Annotated in this window: 18 protein-coding genes; 12 read left to right on the forward strand and 6 right to left on the reverse strand. The window is 41.1% G+C overall.

The window, feature by feature from the left end; genetic code table 11:
• The first annotated feature begins 196 nt into the window (after nucleotides 1–196).
• From A3775_RS09365 to A3775_RS09390, 6 genes are all read left to right on the forward strand, one after another.
• Entirely contained in the window at nucleotides 197–796 is a 600-nt protein-coding gene (locus A3775_RS09365; protein WP_156481588.1) for a hypothetical protein, read from the forward strand.
• Nucleotides 797–935: 139 nt separating this feature from the next.
• Nucleotides 936–1,241, forward strand: a complete 306-nt coding sequence (locus tag A3775_RS09370) for a hypothetical protein (protein ID WP_066424689.1) — start codon at nucleotides 936–938, stop codon at nucleotides 1,239–1,241.
• Nucleotides 1,242–1,380: 139 nt separating this feature from the next.
• Complete coding sequence (locus A3775_RS09375; protein WP_066376764.1) at nucleotides 1,381–1,731, forward strand: YtxH domain-containing protein; 351 nt, start codon at nucleotides 1,381–1,383, stop codon at nucleotides 1,729–1,731.
• Nucleotides 1,732–1,821: 90 nt separating this feature from the next.
• Nucleotides 1,822–2,310 carry a hypothetical protein gene (locus A3775_RS09380; RefSeq protein WP_066376766.1) on the forward strand — a complete coding sequence of 163 codons (489 nt, stop codon included), beginning with the start codon at nucleotides 1,822–1,824 and terminating at the stop codon, nucleotides 2,308–2,310.
• A 195-nt stretch (nucleotides 2,311–2,505) separates the two neighbouring features.
• Complete coding sequence (locus tag A3775_RS09385; protein WP_066376767.1) at nucleotides 2,506–3,315, forward strand: TPM domain-containing protein; 810 nt, start codon at nucleotides 2,506–2,508, stop codon at nucleotides 3,313–3,315.
• Between the two features lie 134 nt (nucleotides 3,316–3,449).
• The gene (locus tag A3775_RS09390; protein WP_066376769.1) at nucleotides 3,450–4,073 is read left to right on the forward strand and encodes a precorrin-8X methylmutase; all 624 of its coding nucleotides are present in this window, start codon (nucleotides 3,450–3,452) and stop codon (nucleotides 4,071–4,073) included.
• A 71-nt stretch (nucleotides 4,074–4,144) separates the two neighbouring features.
• Here the strand turns inward: A3775_RS09390 and A3775_RS09395 are convergent, their stop codons facing one another.
• From A3775_RS09395 to psaK, 3 genes are all read right to left on the reverse strand, one after another.
• The gene (locus A3775_RS09395; RefSeq protein ID WP_066376772.1) at nucleotides 4,145–4,834 is read right to left on the reverse strand and encodes a phosphate ABC transporter permease; all 690 of its coding nucleotides are present in this window, start codon (nucleotides 4,832–4,834) and stop codon (nucleotides 4,145–4,147) included.
• A gap of 17 nt (nucleotides 4,835–4,851) precedes the next feature.
• Nucleotides 4,852–5,688 (reverse strand): 4-hydroxy-tetrahydrodipicolinate reductase, encoded by an 837-nt coding sequence (gene dapB, locus A3775_RS09400; protein ID WP_066376775.1) that lies wholly within the window; start codon nucleotides 5,686–5,688, stop codon nucleotides 4,852–4,854.
• A 450-nt stretch (nucleotides 5,689–6,138) separates the two neighbouring features.
• Nucleotides 6,139–6,399 (reverse strand): photosystem I reaction center subunit PsaK, encoded by a 261-nt coding sequence (gene psaK / locus A3775_RS09405; RefSeq protein WP_066376777.1) that lies wholly within the window; start codon nucleotides 6,397–6,399, stop codon nucleotides 6,139–6,141.
• 538 nt (nucleotides 6,400–6,937) lie between these two features.
• Between psaK and A3775_RS09410 the strand changes: the two genes are divergently transcribed.
• Together A3775_RS09410 and A3775_RS09415 are read left to right on the forward strand one after the other, a co-directional pair.
• Nucleotides 6,938–7,378, forward strand: coding sequence for a SufE family protein (locus A3775_RS09410; RefSeq protein WP_066424691.1), 441 nt, complete (start codon nucleotides 6,938–6,940; stop codon nucleotides 7,376–7,378).
• A 32-nt stretch (nucleotides 7,379–7,410) separates the two neighbouring features.
• A complete protein-coding gene (locus A3775_RS09415; RefSeq protein ID WP_066424693.1) occupies nucleotides 7,411–8,325 on the forward strand; it encodes an alpha/beta fold hydrolase in 915 nt (304 codons plus the stop codon).
• An 80-nt stretch (nucleotides 8,326–8,405) separates the two neighbouring features.
• On the opposite strand, the gene A3775_RS09420 is transcribed toward A3775_RS09415, so the two are convergent.
• Entirely contained in the window at nucleotides 8,406–9,044 is a 639-nt protein-coding gene (locus tag A3775_RS09420) for a transaldolase family protein (RefSeq protein ID WP_066424695.1), read from the reverse strand.
• Nucleotides 9,045–9,207: 163 nt separating this feature from the next.
• Between A3775_RS09420 and A3775_RS09425 the strand changes: the two genes are divergently transcribed.
• The 4 genes from A3775_RS09425 (at nucleotide 9,208) to A3775_RS09440 (ending at nucleotide 12,963) form a co-directional block, all read left to right on the forward strand.
• On the forward strand, nucleotides 9,208–10,179 hold the full coding sequence (locus tag A3775_RS09425) for a GTP-binding protein (protein ID WP_066424696.1): 972 nt from the start codon (nucleotides 9,208–9,210) through the stop codon (nucleotides 10,177–10,179).
• A 167-nt stretch (nucleotides 10,180–10,346) separates the two neighbouring features.
• Nucleotides 10,347–11,408: a WD40 repeat domain-containing protein gene (locus tag A3775_RS09430; RefSeq protein ID WP_066424698.1), complete on the forward strand. Its 1,062-nt coding sequence runs from the start codon at nucleotides 10,347–10,349 to the stop codon at nucleotides 11,406–11,408.
• Nucleotides 11,409–11,482: 74 nt separating this feature from the next.
• On the forward strand, nucleotides 11,483–11,752 hold the full coding sequence (locus A3775_RS09435) for a hypothetical protein (RefSeq protein WP_066424700.1): 270 nt from the start codon (nucleotides 11,483–11,485) through the stop codon (nucleotides 11,750–11,752).
• Between the two features lie 221 nt (nucleotides 11,753–11,973).
• Nucleotides 11,974–12,963 (forward strand): metal ABC transporter solute-binding protein, Zn/Mn family, encoded by a 990-nt coding sequence (locus tag A3775_RS09440; RefSeq protein WP_066376794.1) that lies wholly within the window; start codon nucleotides 11,974–11,976, stop codon nucleotides 12,961–12,963.
• 7 nt (nucleotides 12,964–12,970) lie between these two features.
• On the opposite strand, the gene A3775_RS09445 is transcribed toward A3775_RS09440, so the two are convergent.
• Nucleotides 12,971–13,498: a GrpB family protein gene (locus tag A3775_RS09445; RefSeq protein ID WP_197480121.1), complete on the reverse strand. Its 528-nt coding sequence runs from the start codon at nucleotides 13,496–13,498 to the stop codon at nucleotides 12,971–12,973.
• A 281-nt stretch (nucleotides 13,499–13,779) separates the two neighbouring features.
• A complete protein-coding gene (locus A3775_RS09450) occupies nucleotides 13,780–15,009 on the reverse strand; it encodes an FAD/NAD(P)-binding protein (RefSeq protein ID WP_066424704.1) in 1,230 nt (409 codons plus the stop codon).
• Nucleotides 15,010–15,011: the final 2 nt, after the last annotated feature.

Here is a 15,011-nt window from a genome sequence, read left to right on the forward strand (position 1 = left end):
CGGCTATCACAGAAATTTACACTCTACTGAATTTTAAATATTTATGTCTTAAGCAATACAATTCTTCTGTAAAAGGTGATATTATATGCAGCTAATATCAAGTTAAAAAGAAATTAGTTAATTCATCAATACAGATGCCATGAAAAGATGTTTTGATCAATGTATAGCTTTTTGTGTGACAACAGTTTCTACTGCAATGGTTACTACTGCTATTAGTGTAAGCAGTATGTTGCCAGCAGATGCGGAAACCTTTCTTATACAAGGATTATTCAATGACAATCAACCATTTTCAGGCTCTTTTGTAACTGATCAAGATGGCGTGCTGGTAAATTATGAAATTAATGTTGGTAGCTCTATAATTCCCACACCATATGGTGATGTGACTCTCGATCCTGTAACTTATAATCCAACTTTTTGTGATCAGTACGCAAACTATGACGGCTATTGTGGCATTGATGGAATGATTGATAATTCTACATCCTTAAAGCTGATTTCTTATTGGGGAAGTGGAAGTAATTATTTTTCAAGAGATTTTACTTTGAATTTCTTGAACAGTTTACCTACATACAACAACACAATTAATGGTAATGCTTTTGAGTCCTTTTTCTGTTCGAGATGCGGTGGAAATGTAGAAACAGGTTTTGAAAGAAGCGGAACTGGAACTATATCTGCTGTCCCTGAACCATCAATCAATTTGGCTGTATTGACTACTGGTATTTTAGGAACAACAATAATATCTAAAAGACGAAAATATTGGCGAAATAAGCAACAGCAAACTGAGAAATTCAGTAACTAAGCACAAATAAACCGAACTATTTGACATCCTCCCCCGTTTTCTATGGGGGAGGATGTCAATTTTCTCCAACAGTTATGATCACAATAGAGCCAGGTTAAGCACAGATATAATTCTTCAGTGACATTGGTGCAGGTCAAAAATGGTAACAGTTGTTGTGATAATTAATACCCTAATCTCAATCATGCTGCTGTGCTTGGCTGGGGTGCTGTGGCAATTGAAACGAAAAATTGCATTTATAGGCGATCGCCTGACTGCCTATGAACGCTGTAGCCATGCTTTACTATATAAAGCACCCGAAAATATCTATCTTGGACAGCAGAACCTTGAGAATTTGCGCCAAAGTAACCAAGCACTACAATTACAAATTCAACAAGTACGGCAAATTATCAGCATCCTGTTGCTAGGACAACGTACTTGGCGGCGTTATGTTCGTCAACAGAGATAAAAAATATCCACAAACTAAAGCAACATTCCTCACTGCTATATTGTCACCATAAATTAACTCGCTAAAATCAATTCAGACTTGCCAGCTTGCAAGGAGAGCAAACCCACCTACAATGGGTTAAAGGAGAGAAACAATTAAGATGTCTAATAACCGTTCTGGAATATTTATTGGCGGTTTAATGCTAGGAACTGCCATTGGTGCTTTAGCAGGATTACTAGCAGCACCACGCACAGGGCGCGAAACCCGTAAACTTTTGAAAAAATCCGCCGATGCTATCCCAGAATTGGCGGAAGATTTATCAACAAGTGTACAAATTCAAGCTGACCGTCTTTCTGCTAGTGCTTTGCGAAATTGGGATGAAACTTTAGATAGACTGCGGGAAGCGATCGCAGCTGGTGTAGATGCTAGTCAGCGAGAAAGCCAAGTCTTGAAAAAGCAAAAAACAACCCCAGACTCAGACACACTTCCCCAAGAATTAGAACAATCATAAATCTGGTGACATAGCATATAAATTGCATACAGTCAAGGGTTTATGTGTAATTTTTAATGTTTATATTTTAAACTTGAATTGTTGATAACCGTGGTTGACCCCCTGTTTTGGTTGGGATTCTCGATACTGTTAGTTGCTGCCAGTCTGACAGCCGTGTTGGTAGCAGCCATACCAGCTGTGCAGGAGTTAGCGAGGGCTGCTCGCAGTGCCGAAAAATTATTTGATACGCTCTCACGAGAATTACCTCCCACCTTAGAAGCCATCCGCAGCACAGGCGTAGAAATTACAGACTTAACCGATGATGTGAGTGAAGGAGTCAAAAGCGTCGGACAGGTTGTTAAACAAGTTGATCAAAGTCTAGATACTGCGAAAAAACAAGCGCAAAATGTGCAAATAGGTACACGCAGCATTGTTGTAGGCGTAAAAGCCGCATGGAAAAGCTTTACCCGTCAAAAACCCACAAGGCGAACAGTTGTTGAGCGTCTACAAATGACTGAACAAGCTCCACTCACATCACGCGACAGAGAAACATTTAAGTCAGAAAATCGCCGCACCAAAACAGAAGCCTATCGTGATTAGAGGATGAGGGAGCGCAGGAGAAAGAACTTTTACCGAGTCCCTTCCAGTCCCTAATCCCCAATCCCTTCCTAAGAACCTTTGCTTTCACACCTAAGATTAGAGTAAAGTAAACAAGTGTAACGAAGTCTCACTTTTTCCGTAGTCTTTTAAAGCAACTTGTTCACATCTACTGTTTATATTTGTATAAAAACGTCCATGCAGTCTTGTTTTTGGCGCAAAATCTTAGTATCTATTACAGTATTTTTCTTGGCTGGGTCACTGTGGCTGATGAATCCTTCCTCAGCACTGGCTTATGACAATCCCGAATTGTTACCTGATTATTTCACCCCGATTGTGGACTTAGCTAAGGCTCTCCCAGACCCCCAGGAAGAAAAGCTAATTGAGGAAATTAACCAATTTGAAGCGGATACTGGTTGGAAACTGCGGGTATTGACTCAGTATGACCGTACCCCAGGTAGAGCAGTCATCAATTATTGGGGTTTGGATGACAAAAGTATACTCTTGGTTGCTGATTCCCGTGGTGGCAACATCCTCAGCTTTAGCGTTGGTGATGCGGTTTACGAACTTTTACCCCGGACTTTCTGGATAGAATTACAAACTCGCTTTGGTAATTTATATTTTGTACGTGAACAAGGGGAAGACCAAGCGATTTTACAAGCTTTAGGTTCTGTGAAGGGCTGTTTACTCAAGGGTGGTTGCACCGTCGTTCCGGGTTTACCTAGAGAACAATGGATTTTAACATTAATTACCTCTATCATTGGGGGGATTATTTGTGGATTTGCAGCGCAACCCCGCACTGAAGAACAAGTTGTAGCTTGGCAATGGGCGTTAATTTTCTCGCCTTTGTGGGGAATTTTGTTCATCGCCTTCGGAATTGGGCCAGTAGTGACACGTACCAGTGATTGGTTGCCTTTAGTGCGTAACATTTCCGGTTTTCTCATCGGTGCTTTGGTTGCTTACCTGTCACCTGTGTTTAGTCGTCCTTCTTCTAGTGCGAATTCTTGATTGGGGACTGGGGATTGGGGATTGGGGACTGGGTGAAAATTCTTCTTCCTCCGCTTCCTCTGCTTCCTCCACTTCTTCCTCATAGTTCGCACCAGCTGTTAAGCTGAAAGCTAGTTTTTCAGCACTGAATAGCAATGGAATGGCACGTAACTGATGCTCAAAGTTTAGCAATTATTGATAGGGAGATTGGCGATCATGTCCTCTCGCCCGCAGAGTATGAGATTGTGCGGCGGGTAATTTATGCTACGGCTGACTTTGAGTATAAGTATTTAATTCGGTTTTCTGAGCGTGCATTACAATCTGGTGCAGCAGCATTGGCGGCACGTACTACTATTGTGGTAGATGTGCCGATGGTGCAATCAGGTATTGCCTACGCTGTTCAAAATACTTTTGCTAATGCAGTGTATTGCAGCACGGAAACGATCACCCGTCCCCAAACCGAAAAGACTCGTGCAGCTTGGGGAATCGAAACTCTCGCCAAGCGTTACCCAGAGGGGATTTTTATAGTAGGTCAAGCACAAACCGCATTAACAACTCTGGTAAATTTAATCGAAGCAGAAGAAATTCATCCGGCTTTAATCATTGCTACACCTGTGCTATTCTTCGATGAGGATGATGCTAAAATCCGCTTGCAAGATTCCCTCGTGCCTAATATTACAATTGATACCCGTAAAGGTAATGCAGTTGTAGCAGCTGCGATCGCTGACGGTTTGATAGACTTAGCATGGCAAGCTTACGGGCTGAATAAGCGGGTGTAGGGGTGTAGGGGGCAGGGAACAGGGGGAGAAGACTGTTACCCAGTCAACTATCAACCATCAACTATCAACAGCTATTCTTCAATTCTGCGGCGGCGAGGTCTTTCTTGTCTTGTTTGTCGGGCTTCGCGTAGACGGTTACTCACTTCATCAAAAAAATCTCGTCTAATATAAGGGTAATCACTCACCCAGATATCACGACTGGGAATATAGACATCACTAAAGTCATCAATGCTGCTCAAATCTGGGCGATTTGACATGACAATCATTTCAGCTATTTGACCACGGGCAATTGCTTTATGAAAAGGACGCAGTGGTGCTTCTAGTTCCACTGTAAATCCTGTATTGTCGCCAACTTCGATGTTAATGCGTTTCTCCCGGTTCTCGACAATGACTAATTCGCCTTTACTGTTGACGGTTTCTTGTTTGCCAATTAACTTGTCTGTAATCCACCAATCCAAAATTCGACCACGGAAAAAGCCACTGTATTTGTAACGGCGACATTTGGCGTTGCGTATACTCGCCTGGAAAATTGGATACCACCACCAAAATAGTGCGGCGATGATTCCCAGGAAAAATAATATGGGGTTAGACGCTAACCGAAATACTACTTTTACCAGCAGAATTACAGCTACGATGACTACAGAAATTAATAGACGTTGCAAAAAATTAGAAAACTTCCCCCAATAATACTTGTACTGTGGGCCAGTGGCAATTAGGGGAATGATTTGTTCAAATTTCTGACGAGTCAGTGGCACTAACATGAGTGAGAATTGGTAATTTAGAGAATTTTTTCTAAACCATATACTAATGACTTTAACTGCAATACTTTGCGAATTGCTAGTAATACTCCTGGCATATAACAGGCGCGATCGCTCGTATCATGGCGTAAAGTATAAATTTGTCCCGGTGCGCCAAAAATCACTTCTTGATGGGCTATCAGTCCCGGCAAGCGTACACTATGTATTCTAATACCTTCTTGGGCTAAACTGCCTCTAGCTCCCGGTATTTTCTCCGTTTCTTCCACAACGGCAGGGTTAAAAGTTTTACCCATCTCTGCGAGTAATTGCGCGGTTTGAATGGCAGTACCGCTAGGCGCGTCAGCTTTTTGGTTATGGTGCAGTTCGATAATTTCTACATGATCAAAATATTGAGACGCTGTAATAGCGGCTTGTTGTAGTAGCACCACCCCAATAGAGAAGTTAGGAATAATTAAACAACCAGTGCTGGCTTTTTCGGCAAAGTCTGCCAATTCTTGAATTTGTTCTGGACTTAACCCGGTAGTACCCACTACAGGACGAATTCCATAGGCGATCGCACTGCGAACATTATCATAAACTGAATCAGGATGCGTAAAGTCTACAATCACCCCTGGCGGCCCTTGTCTTTCTCCAGCCACATACCCTAACATCGGTTCTAATTGGTCTGTAATCGGAACTTCTAACGGTTCTCCTAAACCCGCCAGTTCCCCAGCATCTTTACCTTGATGTTCTGGGCTGCGGTCAATTGCACCCATTAAATTTAAGTCTGGTGCTTGTGCTACCGCTTTCACCACTTCGCGACCCATTTTACCAGCCGCACCATTCACAATCACAGGTATAGGAGCTTGATTCGTCATAATTAAACAGCCCAATTCGCCAAATATTAGACAATTTATCTTACCAAGCCGTGGTTCTCTTACTGCTACATCTTACCGGAATTTTCCCAACCCAGGGTTAGTTCCTCTGCGGGTTTAGCCTACTATTACAGCTTACTTGCTCCTAGATGTCCTATACAGTTAATGTTGTTTAATACACAGTGAAAGTGAGTATTAACTATTTATTTTTTACCCGAATATATTCCTGTGATATTCATCAGAAAAATTTTCTGGTTATTTTTGGATTGAAAATCTTTTTACAGGTTTTAAAATTCAATAAAAAAAACCAGAGAGTAGATTCTCTGGTTGATAGATACAGACACAACAATCAATAATGAGATTATTTACTTTAGCATGGTGTAAGTAGAGATACCATCTGGAATCGGGCAAAATCTGCGGTTTTTTTCGCTGTTTATTTTCTACCTGTTGATACTAAAATCTACCCAGGTTATGCAGTCCTAAAATAATACCTGCTCCTAGTACATGACCAAAAGCTGTAGTTGCTAATAAGCCGGGTACACCAAAGCCACCGAAGAAATTGGCAGATGGTAAAGCTGGCTCGGAACTGGGATACTTAATAGTGAATTTGCCAAAAGCAATAGCAAAGATATTGGCAATAATCATGATAATCCCAATTGTGGGACTCCATTCCAGGGGTGTGGTTGCCGCAGCGAGTAAGGTTGAAGTTAACACCTGAATTAAGCTCCTGAAATTTATTCATTCATTGCAATATCATCTGCAATATCCCGCAATAAATTCAAGAGAATTTCCCATTTTGCAGCATTATTTAACATTCTTTTTCAATCCTTAATACAATGGGGGAAATTAACTCAGTCGTGAGGTTTGTTTGGGGCGTAAAAACACGATTTGATATCACATATTTGAGATGAATTGTGTTTTTGTAATTACATAGTTATAAATCTTAATAAGTAAAATAGATAAGACTTACGCAAGTGAATGTCTTGTAGGGTGCGTCAGAATGTTTAAATGCTGTCAATAAACGTATTTTTGATATCTGACGCACCCTACTAATATGCTTGATGTGGCTGGCGTGGCGTAGCCATAGATGCACCAAATCAATAATGTAGAGACGTTGCATGCAACGTCTCTACATGAATAAAACATTACGCCTAAACCCCACTCCCTACACCCGGCATTGATTGAAAGATAGGCGATCGCTCTCCAGATAATCTAAACTCAAAGGAAGACCGATTTATTCTCAACTGCTGCTATGTCTTCAACTTTAGACTCTTTACCACCTGCACTAGCTAAAATTGTTCAGCGTTTTCAACGGGCGACAGACCAAAGAAGACGTACTGAACAGTTAATTGCCTACGGTAACAAACTCAAGGATTTTCCTGAAGCTGACAAACTACCGGAAAATAAAGTTCCTGGCTGTGTTTCTCAGGTTTACATCACTGCGTCGCTTGATGATGGTAAGGTGGTTTACCAGGCTGACTCGGATGCTTTCATCAGTAAAGGTATGGTTGGTCTGTTGATTGAAGGCTTAAATGGACTAACTCCCACAGAAATTTTAGAACTGACACCAGATTTCATTCAAGCTACTGGTTTAAATGTGAGTCTCACCCCTTCCCGCGCTAATGGTTTTTATAACATTTTTAAAACAATGCAAAAAAAAGCGTTGGAATGTAAGTTAGACCTGCCAAACTAAAAGTATTGTGTACACACCACATATTTAGTGCGATGTCTACCAGTTTATTATCACCCTCTGACACTACTGGATTTGGTGGAATAGTTAAAGAATATGCTTGGCAATGGCAAAACCAACCATTGCGCGTTGTTTATGAAACTCTGGGCAATGGTTCACCCATATTACTGTTGCCAGCTTTTAGCAGCGTTTCCACCCGTGCAGAAATGGCACAATTAGCCAAACTACTATCTCCCCATTTTCAAGTAGTGGCTGTAGACTGGCCAGGATTTGGGCAATCTTCACGCCCTAGTTTAGATTACCGACCAGAAATTTATCAGCAATTTTTGGCGGATTTCGTGCAAGCTGTGTTTACTACCCCGATAATTGTCATAGCGGCTGGTCATGCTAGTAGTTATGTGTTGCAATTAGCGCATCAACAGCCAGATACTTTTTCCAAGATGGTTTTAGTTGCACCGACTTGGCGCGGCCCTTTACCGACAATGGGGGCAAATCCACAAGTAGGTGGTATAGTTAGGGGATTGGTGCGATCGCCTATTTTGGGTCAAATCCTCTACAAACTCAATACTACACCCTCATTCTTAAGATTTATGTATCGTCGCCATGTTTTTGTCGATACAGCCAAACTTACACCCAATTTCATCGCCCAAAAATGGCAAACAACCCAAAAACCAGGGGCTAGATTTGCTTCTGCGGCTTTTGTCACAGGAAATATTGACGCAGTACACAATCAATCAGATTTTCTCGCCTTGGTAGAGTCTTTAACTGTTCCCCTGATGGTAATCATAGGAGAATCTAGCCCCCCCAAATCCCGCGCCGAAATGCAGACTGTCGCCGCACTTCCAAAAGTGAGTAGCGTTGTACTTCCCGGTTCTTTGGGAATGCACGAGGAATACCCACAAGAAGTGTTTGCAGCAATTGACGATTTTCTGCACGCGCCACAAAATTAGATCCTGGTATCGCCAACTTGGGAGAAATTAATGCACAGATGCACATTCAATTGTCACTGTGCATCTTTGTTCATTGGGGGTTATATTGTCAAACCAATTCCGCTAGCAGCAAAATCAGCAACGGTTTTCTGAGAAAATTCATGAGTAGCGATCGCCTGTAACATTGCCAATGGTAAAGTCAGATGATGCGCCCCAGCTTGTAACGATGCTGCTGCTTCTTCTGGTGATTTGATACTAGCTGCCAATATTTCTACATCACTACCTTTAAGGATACTGGCCATGTCTCGCACTAAAGCAATACCATCACCTAACAAACGTGTGGCACGATTAACATAGGCTATAGCAATTTTCGCCCCCGCTTCCTTTGCCACCGCAGCCTGTGCGGGGCTATAAATACCTGTGACAGAACAGGTAATTTCTGGTGAGAGAGTCGCCACAACTTCAAAACCTAGAGGTGTGGCGGGAATTTTCAAGATTGTTTGTGAACCAATAATTTCAAATGCTTTTCTGCCTTCTGCTACCATGCCTTGTTTATCTGCGCTCAATAGTTGGTAGTATAATGGCCCCGAAGTCAAAGCCACCAATGTTTTTAGGGTGGTTTCCGGTGGGGTTTCTGCTTGTGCTAATAAGGTAGGATTAGTGGTAATACCTTTCACCCAACCCCAATGTTGAACAATTTCCGCTTCGGATGCGATCGCTGAATCTAAATAAAGTGCCATAATCAACCTTGATCAACTCACCCTCAAATTTTATGGCGATTGGGCAGTTTCCTGTAATGGCGAGGGGTTAATTTGTCACCCGTCACCCAGTACACAGAAAAAGATAAAAAGACTTATCATAGGTGATAATGATTATCCATAAGGTGAGATAAGAGGCTTTAATATGGTGGCTGACGTAATCTCAGATTCAGTTCCCGTTACTGTTTTGACTGGCTATTTAGGAGCAGGGAAAACAACTCTACTCAATCACATCCTCACCTACGAACACGGTAAAAAAGTGGCTGTGATCGTCAATGAATTTGGGGAAGTAGGCATTGATAATCAATTAGTTATTGATGCCGATGAAGAAATATTTGAAATGAATAATGGCTGTATTTGTTGTACAGTTCGGGGTGACTTAATTCGCATCATCGGTAATTTGATGAAGCGGCGTGATAAGTTTGACCATTTAGTGATAGAAACAACCGGATTAGCTGACCCTGCGCCAGTAATTCAGACATTCTTTGTTGATGAAGATATGCAAAGTCAACTGTCTTTAGATGCTGTGGTGACAGTAGTTGATGCCAAGCATATCTGGCAGCATTGGGAAGCAGACGAAGCCCAAGAACAGATTGCGTTTGCCGATGTCATTTTACTAAATAAAACAGATTTAGTTACACCTGAAGAATTAGAAGAATTAGAAAAACGAATTCGGTCAATGAATGCGATGGCGAAAATCTACCGCACTCGTAACTCAGAATTATCAATGGATGCTTTATTAGGTGTGAAAGCCTTTGATTTAGACCGCGCTTTAGAAATTGATCCAGATTTCTTGGGTGAAGATGCCCACGAACATGATGATAGTGTTTTTTCTGTGGCGTTAGTAGAAGAAGGCGCAGTTGATGGGGAAAAATTAAACGCTTGGCTAGGGGAATTATTGCGGACTCAAGGAACTGATATCTTCCGCATGAAAGGAATATTAAATATTGCTGGCGAAGATAATAGATTTGTCTTTCAAGGTGTACACATGATTTTTGATGGTAGACCTGATAGACCTTGGAAAGCTACCGAAAAGCGGAAAAATGAACTGGTTTTCATCGGTCGTAATCTTGATGAAGCCCAATTGAAACAAGATTTTCGTGCTTGTATAGCTTAATTTAGGGACTGGGGACAAATCAATTCAAAATTCGTCTTGAAAAGTTTCCTACGGCGGGAAACCCGCCTACAGAACTTTTCGCAAAATTCTTGCATTAAAGAATTTTGGGTCAAAATGCTCCCCTGTTCCCTATTCCCTATTCTCCATTCCCTATTCCCTGTCAATATATGAACCCTACAACTAGCAAAAATAAAGAATTTGAACAACACTATTCAGGAACATTAGCAGATTATGTGACTGCGATCGCCTGGTCGCCCACAGGTGACACCTTAGCCGCTACTTCTGCGGCTGGGGAAGTGGTACTATGGCAAGATGGCGCAATCACAACTCTACAAACTGCTCACGGTCAATCTGTAGACTGCGTGGCTTTCTCTCACGATGGTCAATTTTTAGCAGTTGGCGGACAAGATGGCCGGGTGAAAATTTGGCGCGGACAGGAATTAATTGCAACTTTAGAAAATGCACCCGCTTGGGTAGATAAGCTAGCTTGGAATCATGTTAATAACCAGTTGGCTTTTAGTTTAGGGCGTTATGTTCAAGTTTGGGATGCTGATAGTGGTGAGGTGGTTGTCACCCTAAATTTTGCTGACTCCTCGGCATTGAGTATTGATTGGCGAATTGATGGGCAATATTTAGCTATTGGTGGCAATAAAGGTGTCAAAATTTGGCACTCTCAAGATTGGGATGAAGAACCTTATATTTTGAGTATGCCGACAGTTAGCGTGGCTATGGCTTGGTCAACCGATGGTAAATTCCTCGCCTCTGGGAATATGGATCGCAGCGTCAGCGTTTTAGAATGGGATAATCCCGACCCTTGGGTGATGCGTGGCTTCCCTGGTAAAATTCGTCAATTGGCTTGGTCAGAAATTTATACCAACATCGGTGCGCCATTATTAGCTAGTTCCAGTGTAGAAGGGATTGTAGTCTGGGAAAAGCTAGAGGATGAAAACTTAGGTTGGGAAGCGCGAGTTTTGACTAATCATGTGGGTGTGATTAATGCGATCGCCTTTGCACCTCAAAGTTTTACCTTAGCTTCGGCGGCGACAGATGGCTGGTTATGCTTGTGGAACAAAGCCAAAAAAGTATCACAAATTCTCACAGGTGTCGCTGATGGTTTTTCTACCTTAGCTTGGCATCCCCAAGGTAAACTATTAGCCGCAGGTGGTGACAAAGGTGAAATCTTGATTTGGTCAAAGGTACTACGTGGACAAGGCTTTGGGCGTGGTTAAGTTAGTGACTAAAGTTGAAGCTATTCTAGAAAATTGGCTATGCTTTATCAACAGCACTTGTTAATATCTGAAGTATGAACCTCGTCAAACTGTTTTTGCTCACCTGTCCTGTCATTATCTCATCTATCCTGCTAGCAGCCAACCCAGCCCATGCTAGTATAAAACCTACATTTGCTACCCCAGAAATTACGGTGGAATATGTGCAACCATTGTCTGCGATCGCAACCCCCCATGTAGCCCCAGCATCTAATCCTATCATCGATCAACTCGGTTGTAGTTGCGCTCAATGTGTTAAACCTAAATTTGAACTTTTACAAGGAAAACTTCCATCTGTTCATTTTTAATCACGGTGAAAAAATATTCTATTAGGCACAGTTTTCTGTGCCTTTACTGTTTATATTTTTTTGGTTTTACTCAAATCAAATCAAAAAATGATAGTAAAAATAACATAAATAACACTACAAACATTTTAGTCATGGCAAAATAAAACCATACTAAAACCAGAGCAGAGTCACAATTTTTCATTCATCAATGATAACTATTTTACATTAAACTTTAACTAAATATGTCAAAAAAAATACTAAAACTTCCTTCATTAAAATTGATATTATTGTTGTTATCAATGGGATTGTTTGGCTGTGGAAATCAAGCTGTAAATACATCCTTCACCAAAACATCTGCTATTGCTAATGAAAATCTTCCCCAGGTTGTAGCTACGACAAGCGTACTATGTGATTTAGTTAAACAGGTTGCAGAAAATACAATTAATCTTACCTGTTTAATTCCTCCTAATACTGATGCTCAAGATTATCAACCAAAACCAGAAGATAGCACAGCTATTGAGCAAGCTAAATTAATTTTCTACAATGGCTACAATCTAGAACCAGAATTAATCAAATTGATTACAGCCACAGAAAATAAATCACCTAAAATAGCTGTGAGTCAAGTTGTACTTTCTCCGCGACGACAATCTCAAGGAAATACCAGAACAATCACCAATCCTTATATTTGGCATAATCCGAAAAACGCCATCAAAATGGTAGAAGTTATTAGTAGTAACTTAAAAAAATTAGAACCCAGTAATGCAGAGATTTATCAAGAAAATAGCAAACGGATGCAAACGGAACTCACACAAATAGATAATTGGATTAAATCAAGAGTTGCTACTATTCCTCAAGATAAGCGCAGATTAATTACCACTACCAACGCCATAGATTATTTTACAAAAGCCTATGGTATTCCCTCGGCTAGTTTAGGTACAGAACAACCAGCAACAAATCAACGCATCACAAATTTAGTCAGGTATATTCAAAATAATAGAGTTCCAATAATTTTTGCAGAGGCAAAAGTTAACCCAGAGTTAATAGAGTCTATCGCTACAGAAGCAGAAGTCAAATTATCAGAAAGACAACTATATACTAAAGGACTAGGAGAAGCAGACAGTGATGCTAGTACCTATCAAAATATGCTGTTTGCCAACACACGCACCATTGTTGAGGGTTTAGGTGGAACTTACTTAATTTTTCCCCCCAGAATTCAACAATCTCAACGTTAGGTTTGTATTACTTCGATTCTGATAGTGATTTCCAGATTAATGCTGTTTTCTCCATCTCTTTAATGAATCCATCTTTCCCATCCATATATCCGTTAATATCGTTGAGATACTGCTGGACTAACTGACGTTTTAATTCACTATATTTCTGTGCAATTTCAGGGTGAGCAATCATATAATCTCTAAATGCCAAGTGTCGTTTTACCTCTGGTGTACAAACCTCAAAAGTATGAACATGATGGGTTCTTTTACCAGTTGCATCATCTTTGCGAAAATAACGACGGCCTGGTATTCCAAATTCACCCATGACGGCATAACCTAATGCTGTCATAGCTGAACTTTGTTCATCCACCTTGATAATGTCCTTCACCTCAACCAAAATATCAATAATAGGCTTGGCATAGATATGAGGAATTGCTGTGCTGCCAATATGGTGAATAGCAACTAAATTGTCACCGAAAACTGGTGCAATCAGCTTTGCTTCATCCTCAAATTTGCTACGCCAAATAGGATTGTGGGGTAAAACTTCTACTTTCATGGAAATTTACCAAAAAATAAATTTATCTAGTCATAATCAAACTCTCTTGTAGGGTACTTCATAAGAGATAATTTAGTCAAAATTGATAGATTTTCCACCTCTGACGCACCCTACTAATGTGTTAGTTGCGTAATACCAATTCTCTATGAAGTCTCACCAAATCAATGATGTAGAGACGTTGCATGCAACGTCTCTACAGTGCGAAATAAAGTGCATCTATGGCTACGCCACGCAAGCTACATCAAGAAACGGTATAATTCCTGAAGTAATTTAGCGGACAATTAAGCGATTTGAGGATAAGCAACAGAAACTCTCGGTTTAATAATCGCTGGTACAATTTTTTCACAGGCCATTCTTGCACCTGATAAATTTCTGGCTGTCGGGCCTATTTGTAAAGCCGCTAACCCTCCCATCAGAAATAATTCACAACCAGGCCAACGTAGACAATTATCTAATACAGGTAAGCCGTTGACTATAGGAATGGGGTAAGTATTCACAATTTCTGTTAATAATGGTTCTGCGGTGACATCAAATTTACTACCAGTAGAAAGCCAAATGCGATCGCACTCATATTGACTACCATCACTGCATTTTACCTGCCAATGATTGCCTAACCATTCAGCCGCAACAATTTGGCAATATTCATCTATTCTCCCATAACCAGCACGCACCGCCCGACGTAGTTGCAGAGCCATTGCAGGGGTGACAGAACCACCATTACGCGCTTGTTGAATAATTTCCCAACGCTTTTGATAATCTGATTCGGCAAAAAATCCCTTTAAGTATTTTGGCCCTAACCAACCGGGTTCAGCATCAAATAATTTAGCTTGCAACTGTCGCCGCATGATTAACTGGACTTTCGCACCACGGTTTATCGCACCTACTGCTAAATGTCCACTGGTTAAACCACCACCAACTATTAATACTCTCTCACCAGTTAAATGTAATTGTCGTAAATCTATATGCTGTGAGTGACACAATTTGTCTGGGGGATACTCTGATTTAATTTGATTTACCCAGTCAGGAATTTGTAGTTGGCTGTTATTTGCAGCTAGTACCACCCGCCGTGTGATGATTGACTTTCCATCTTGCAACCACAGACGAAAACGCTGATGTAAAGGTTCAACTCGTGTAACTGTAGCTGGTACAACTAAATCCTGTACATCCCAACGGCGAATCACATCATGACACAAGTCTTCAAATAGCCGAGTTCCTGGTAAGTCGTAGGGGGGAAATAATTCTTGGGGACGGGACTCAGCAAATTTCCGTAAGGCGAAGGGGTTAGGATCAGGATGGTGTACCGCAGGCGATCGCAAATGTGGTATTTCTAAAGCTGCAAACTGCTGTTGCCATCGACTTAACCATCTACCACTAGGATCAAACACCAAAAATCTCCCTAGCATCTTTTGGCGTTTTTGCAACAAATGAGTTGCAAATGTTAACGCATGAGGGCCAGCACCAATAATTGCTAAGTCAATTTTGCTGGGTAACTGTGGTGGAGTAGTTGCCATAG

Origin of the sequence: Anabaena sp. 4-3 (genome assembly GCF_001597745.1) — a bacterium.
Taxonomy (GTDB): Bacteria; Cyanobacteriota; Cyanobacteriia; order Cyanobacteriales; family Nostocaceae; genus Trichormus.

Coding starts and splice junctions, on each gene's coding strand:
- A3775_RS09365 (WP_156481588.1), top strand. CDS start 197: ATGGTTACTACTGCTATTAGTGTAAGCAGTATGTTGCCAGCAGATGCG.
- A3775_RS09370 (WP_066424689.1), top strand. CDS start 936: ATGGTAACAGTTGTTGTGATAATTAATACCCTAATCTCAATCATGCTG.
- A3775_RS09375 (WP_066376764.1), top strand. CDS start 1,381: ATGTCTAATAACCGTTCTGGAATATTTATTGGCGGTTTAATGCTAGGA.
- A3775_RS09385 (WP_066376767.1), top strand. CDS start 2,506: ATGCAGTCTTGTTTTTGGCGCAAAATCTTAGTATCTATTACAGTATTT.
- A3775_RS09390 (WP_066376769.1), top strand. CDS start 3,450: ATGGAATGGCACGTAACTGATGCTCAAAGTTTAGCAATTATTGATAGG.
- A3775_RS09395 (WP_066376772.1), bottom strand. CDS start 4,834: ATGTTAGTGCCACTGACTCGTCAGAAATTTGAACAAATCATTCCCCTA.
- dapB (WP_066376775.1), bottom strand. CDS start 5,688: ATGACGAATCAAGCTCCTATACCTGTGATTGTGAATGGTGCGGCTGGT.
- A3775_RS09410 (WP_066424691.1), top strand. CDS start 6,938: ATGTCTTCAACTTTAGACTCTTTACCACCTGCACTAGCTAAAATTGTT.
- A3775_RS09415 (WP_066424693.1), top strand. CDS start 7,411: ATGTCTACCAGTTTATTATCACCCTCTGACACTACTGGATTTGGTGGA.
- A3775_RS09420 (WP_066424695.1), bottom strand. CDS start 9,044: ATGGCACTTTATTTAGATTCAGCGATCGCATCCGAAGCGGAAATTGTT.
- A3775_RS09425 (WP_066424696.1), top strand. CDS start 9,208: ATGGTGGCTGACGTAATCTCAGATTCAGTTCCCGTTACTGTTTTGACT.
- A3775_RS09430 (WP_066424698.1), top strand. CDS start 10,347: ATGAACCCTACAACTAGCAAAAATAAAGAATTTGAACAACACTATTCA.
- A3775_RS09435 (WP_066424700.1), top strand. CDS start 11,483: ATGAACCTCGTCAAACTGTTTTTGCTCACCTGTCCTGTCATTATCTCA.
- A3775_RS09440 (WP_066376794.1), top strand. CDS start 11,974: ATGTCAAAAAAAATACTAAAACTTCCTTCATTAAAATTGATATTATTG.
- A3775_RS09445 (WP_197480121.1), bottom strand. CDS start 13,498: ATGAAAGTAGAAGTTTTACCCCACAATCCTATTTGGCGTAGCAAATTT.
- A3775_RS09450 (WP_066424704.1), bottom strand. CDS start 15,009: ATGGCAACTACTCCACCACAGTTACCCAGCAAAATTGACTTAGCAATT.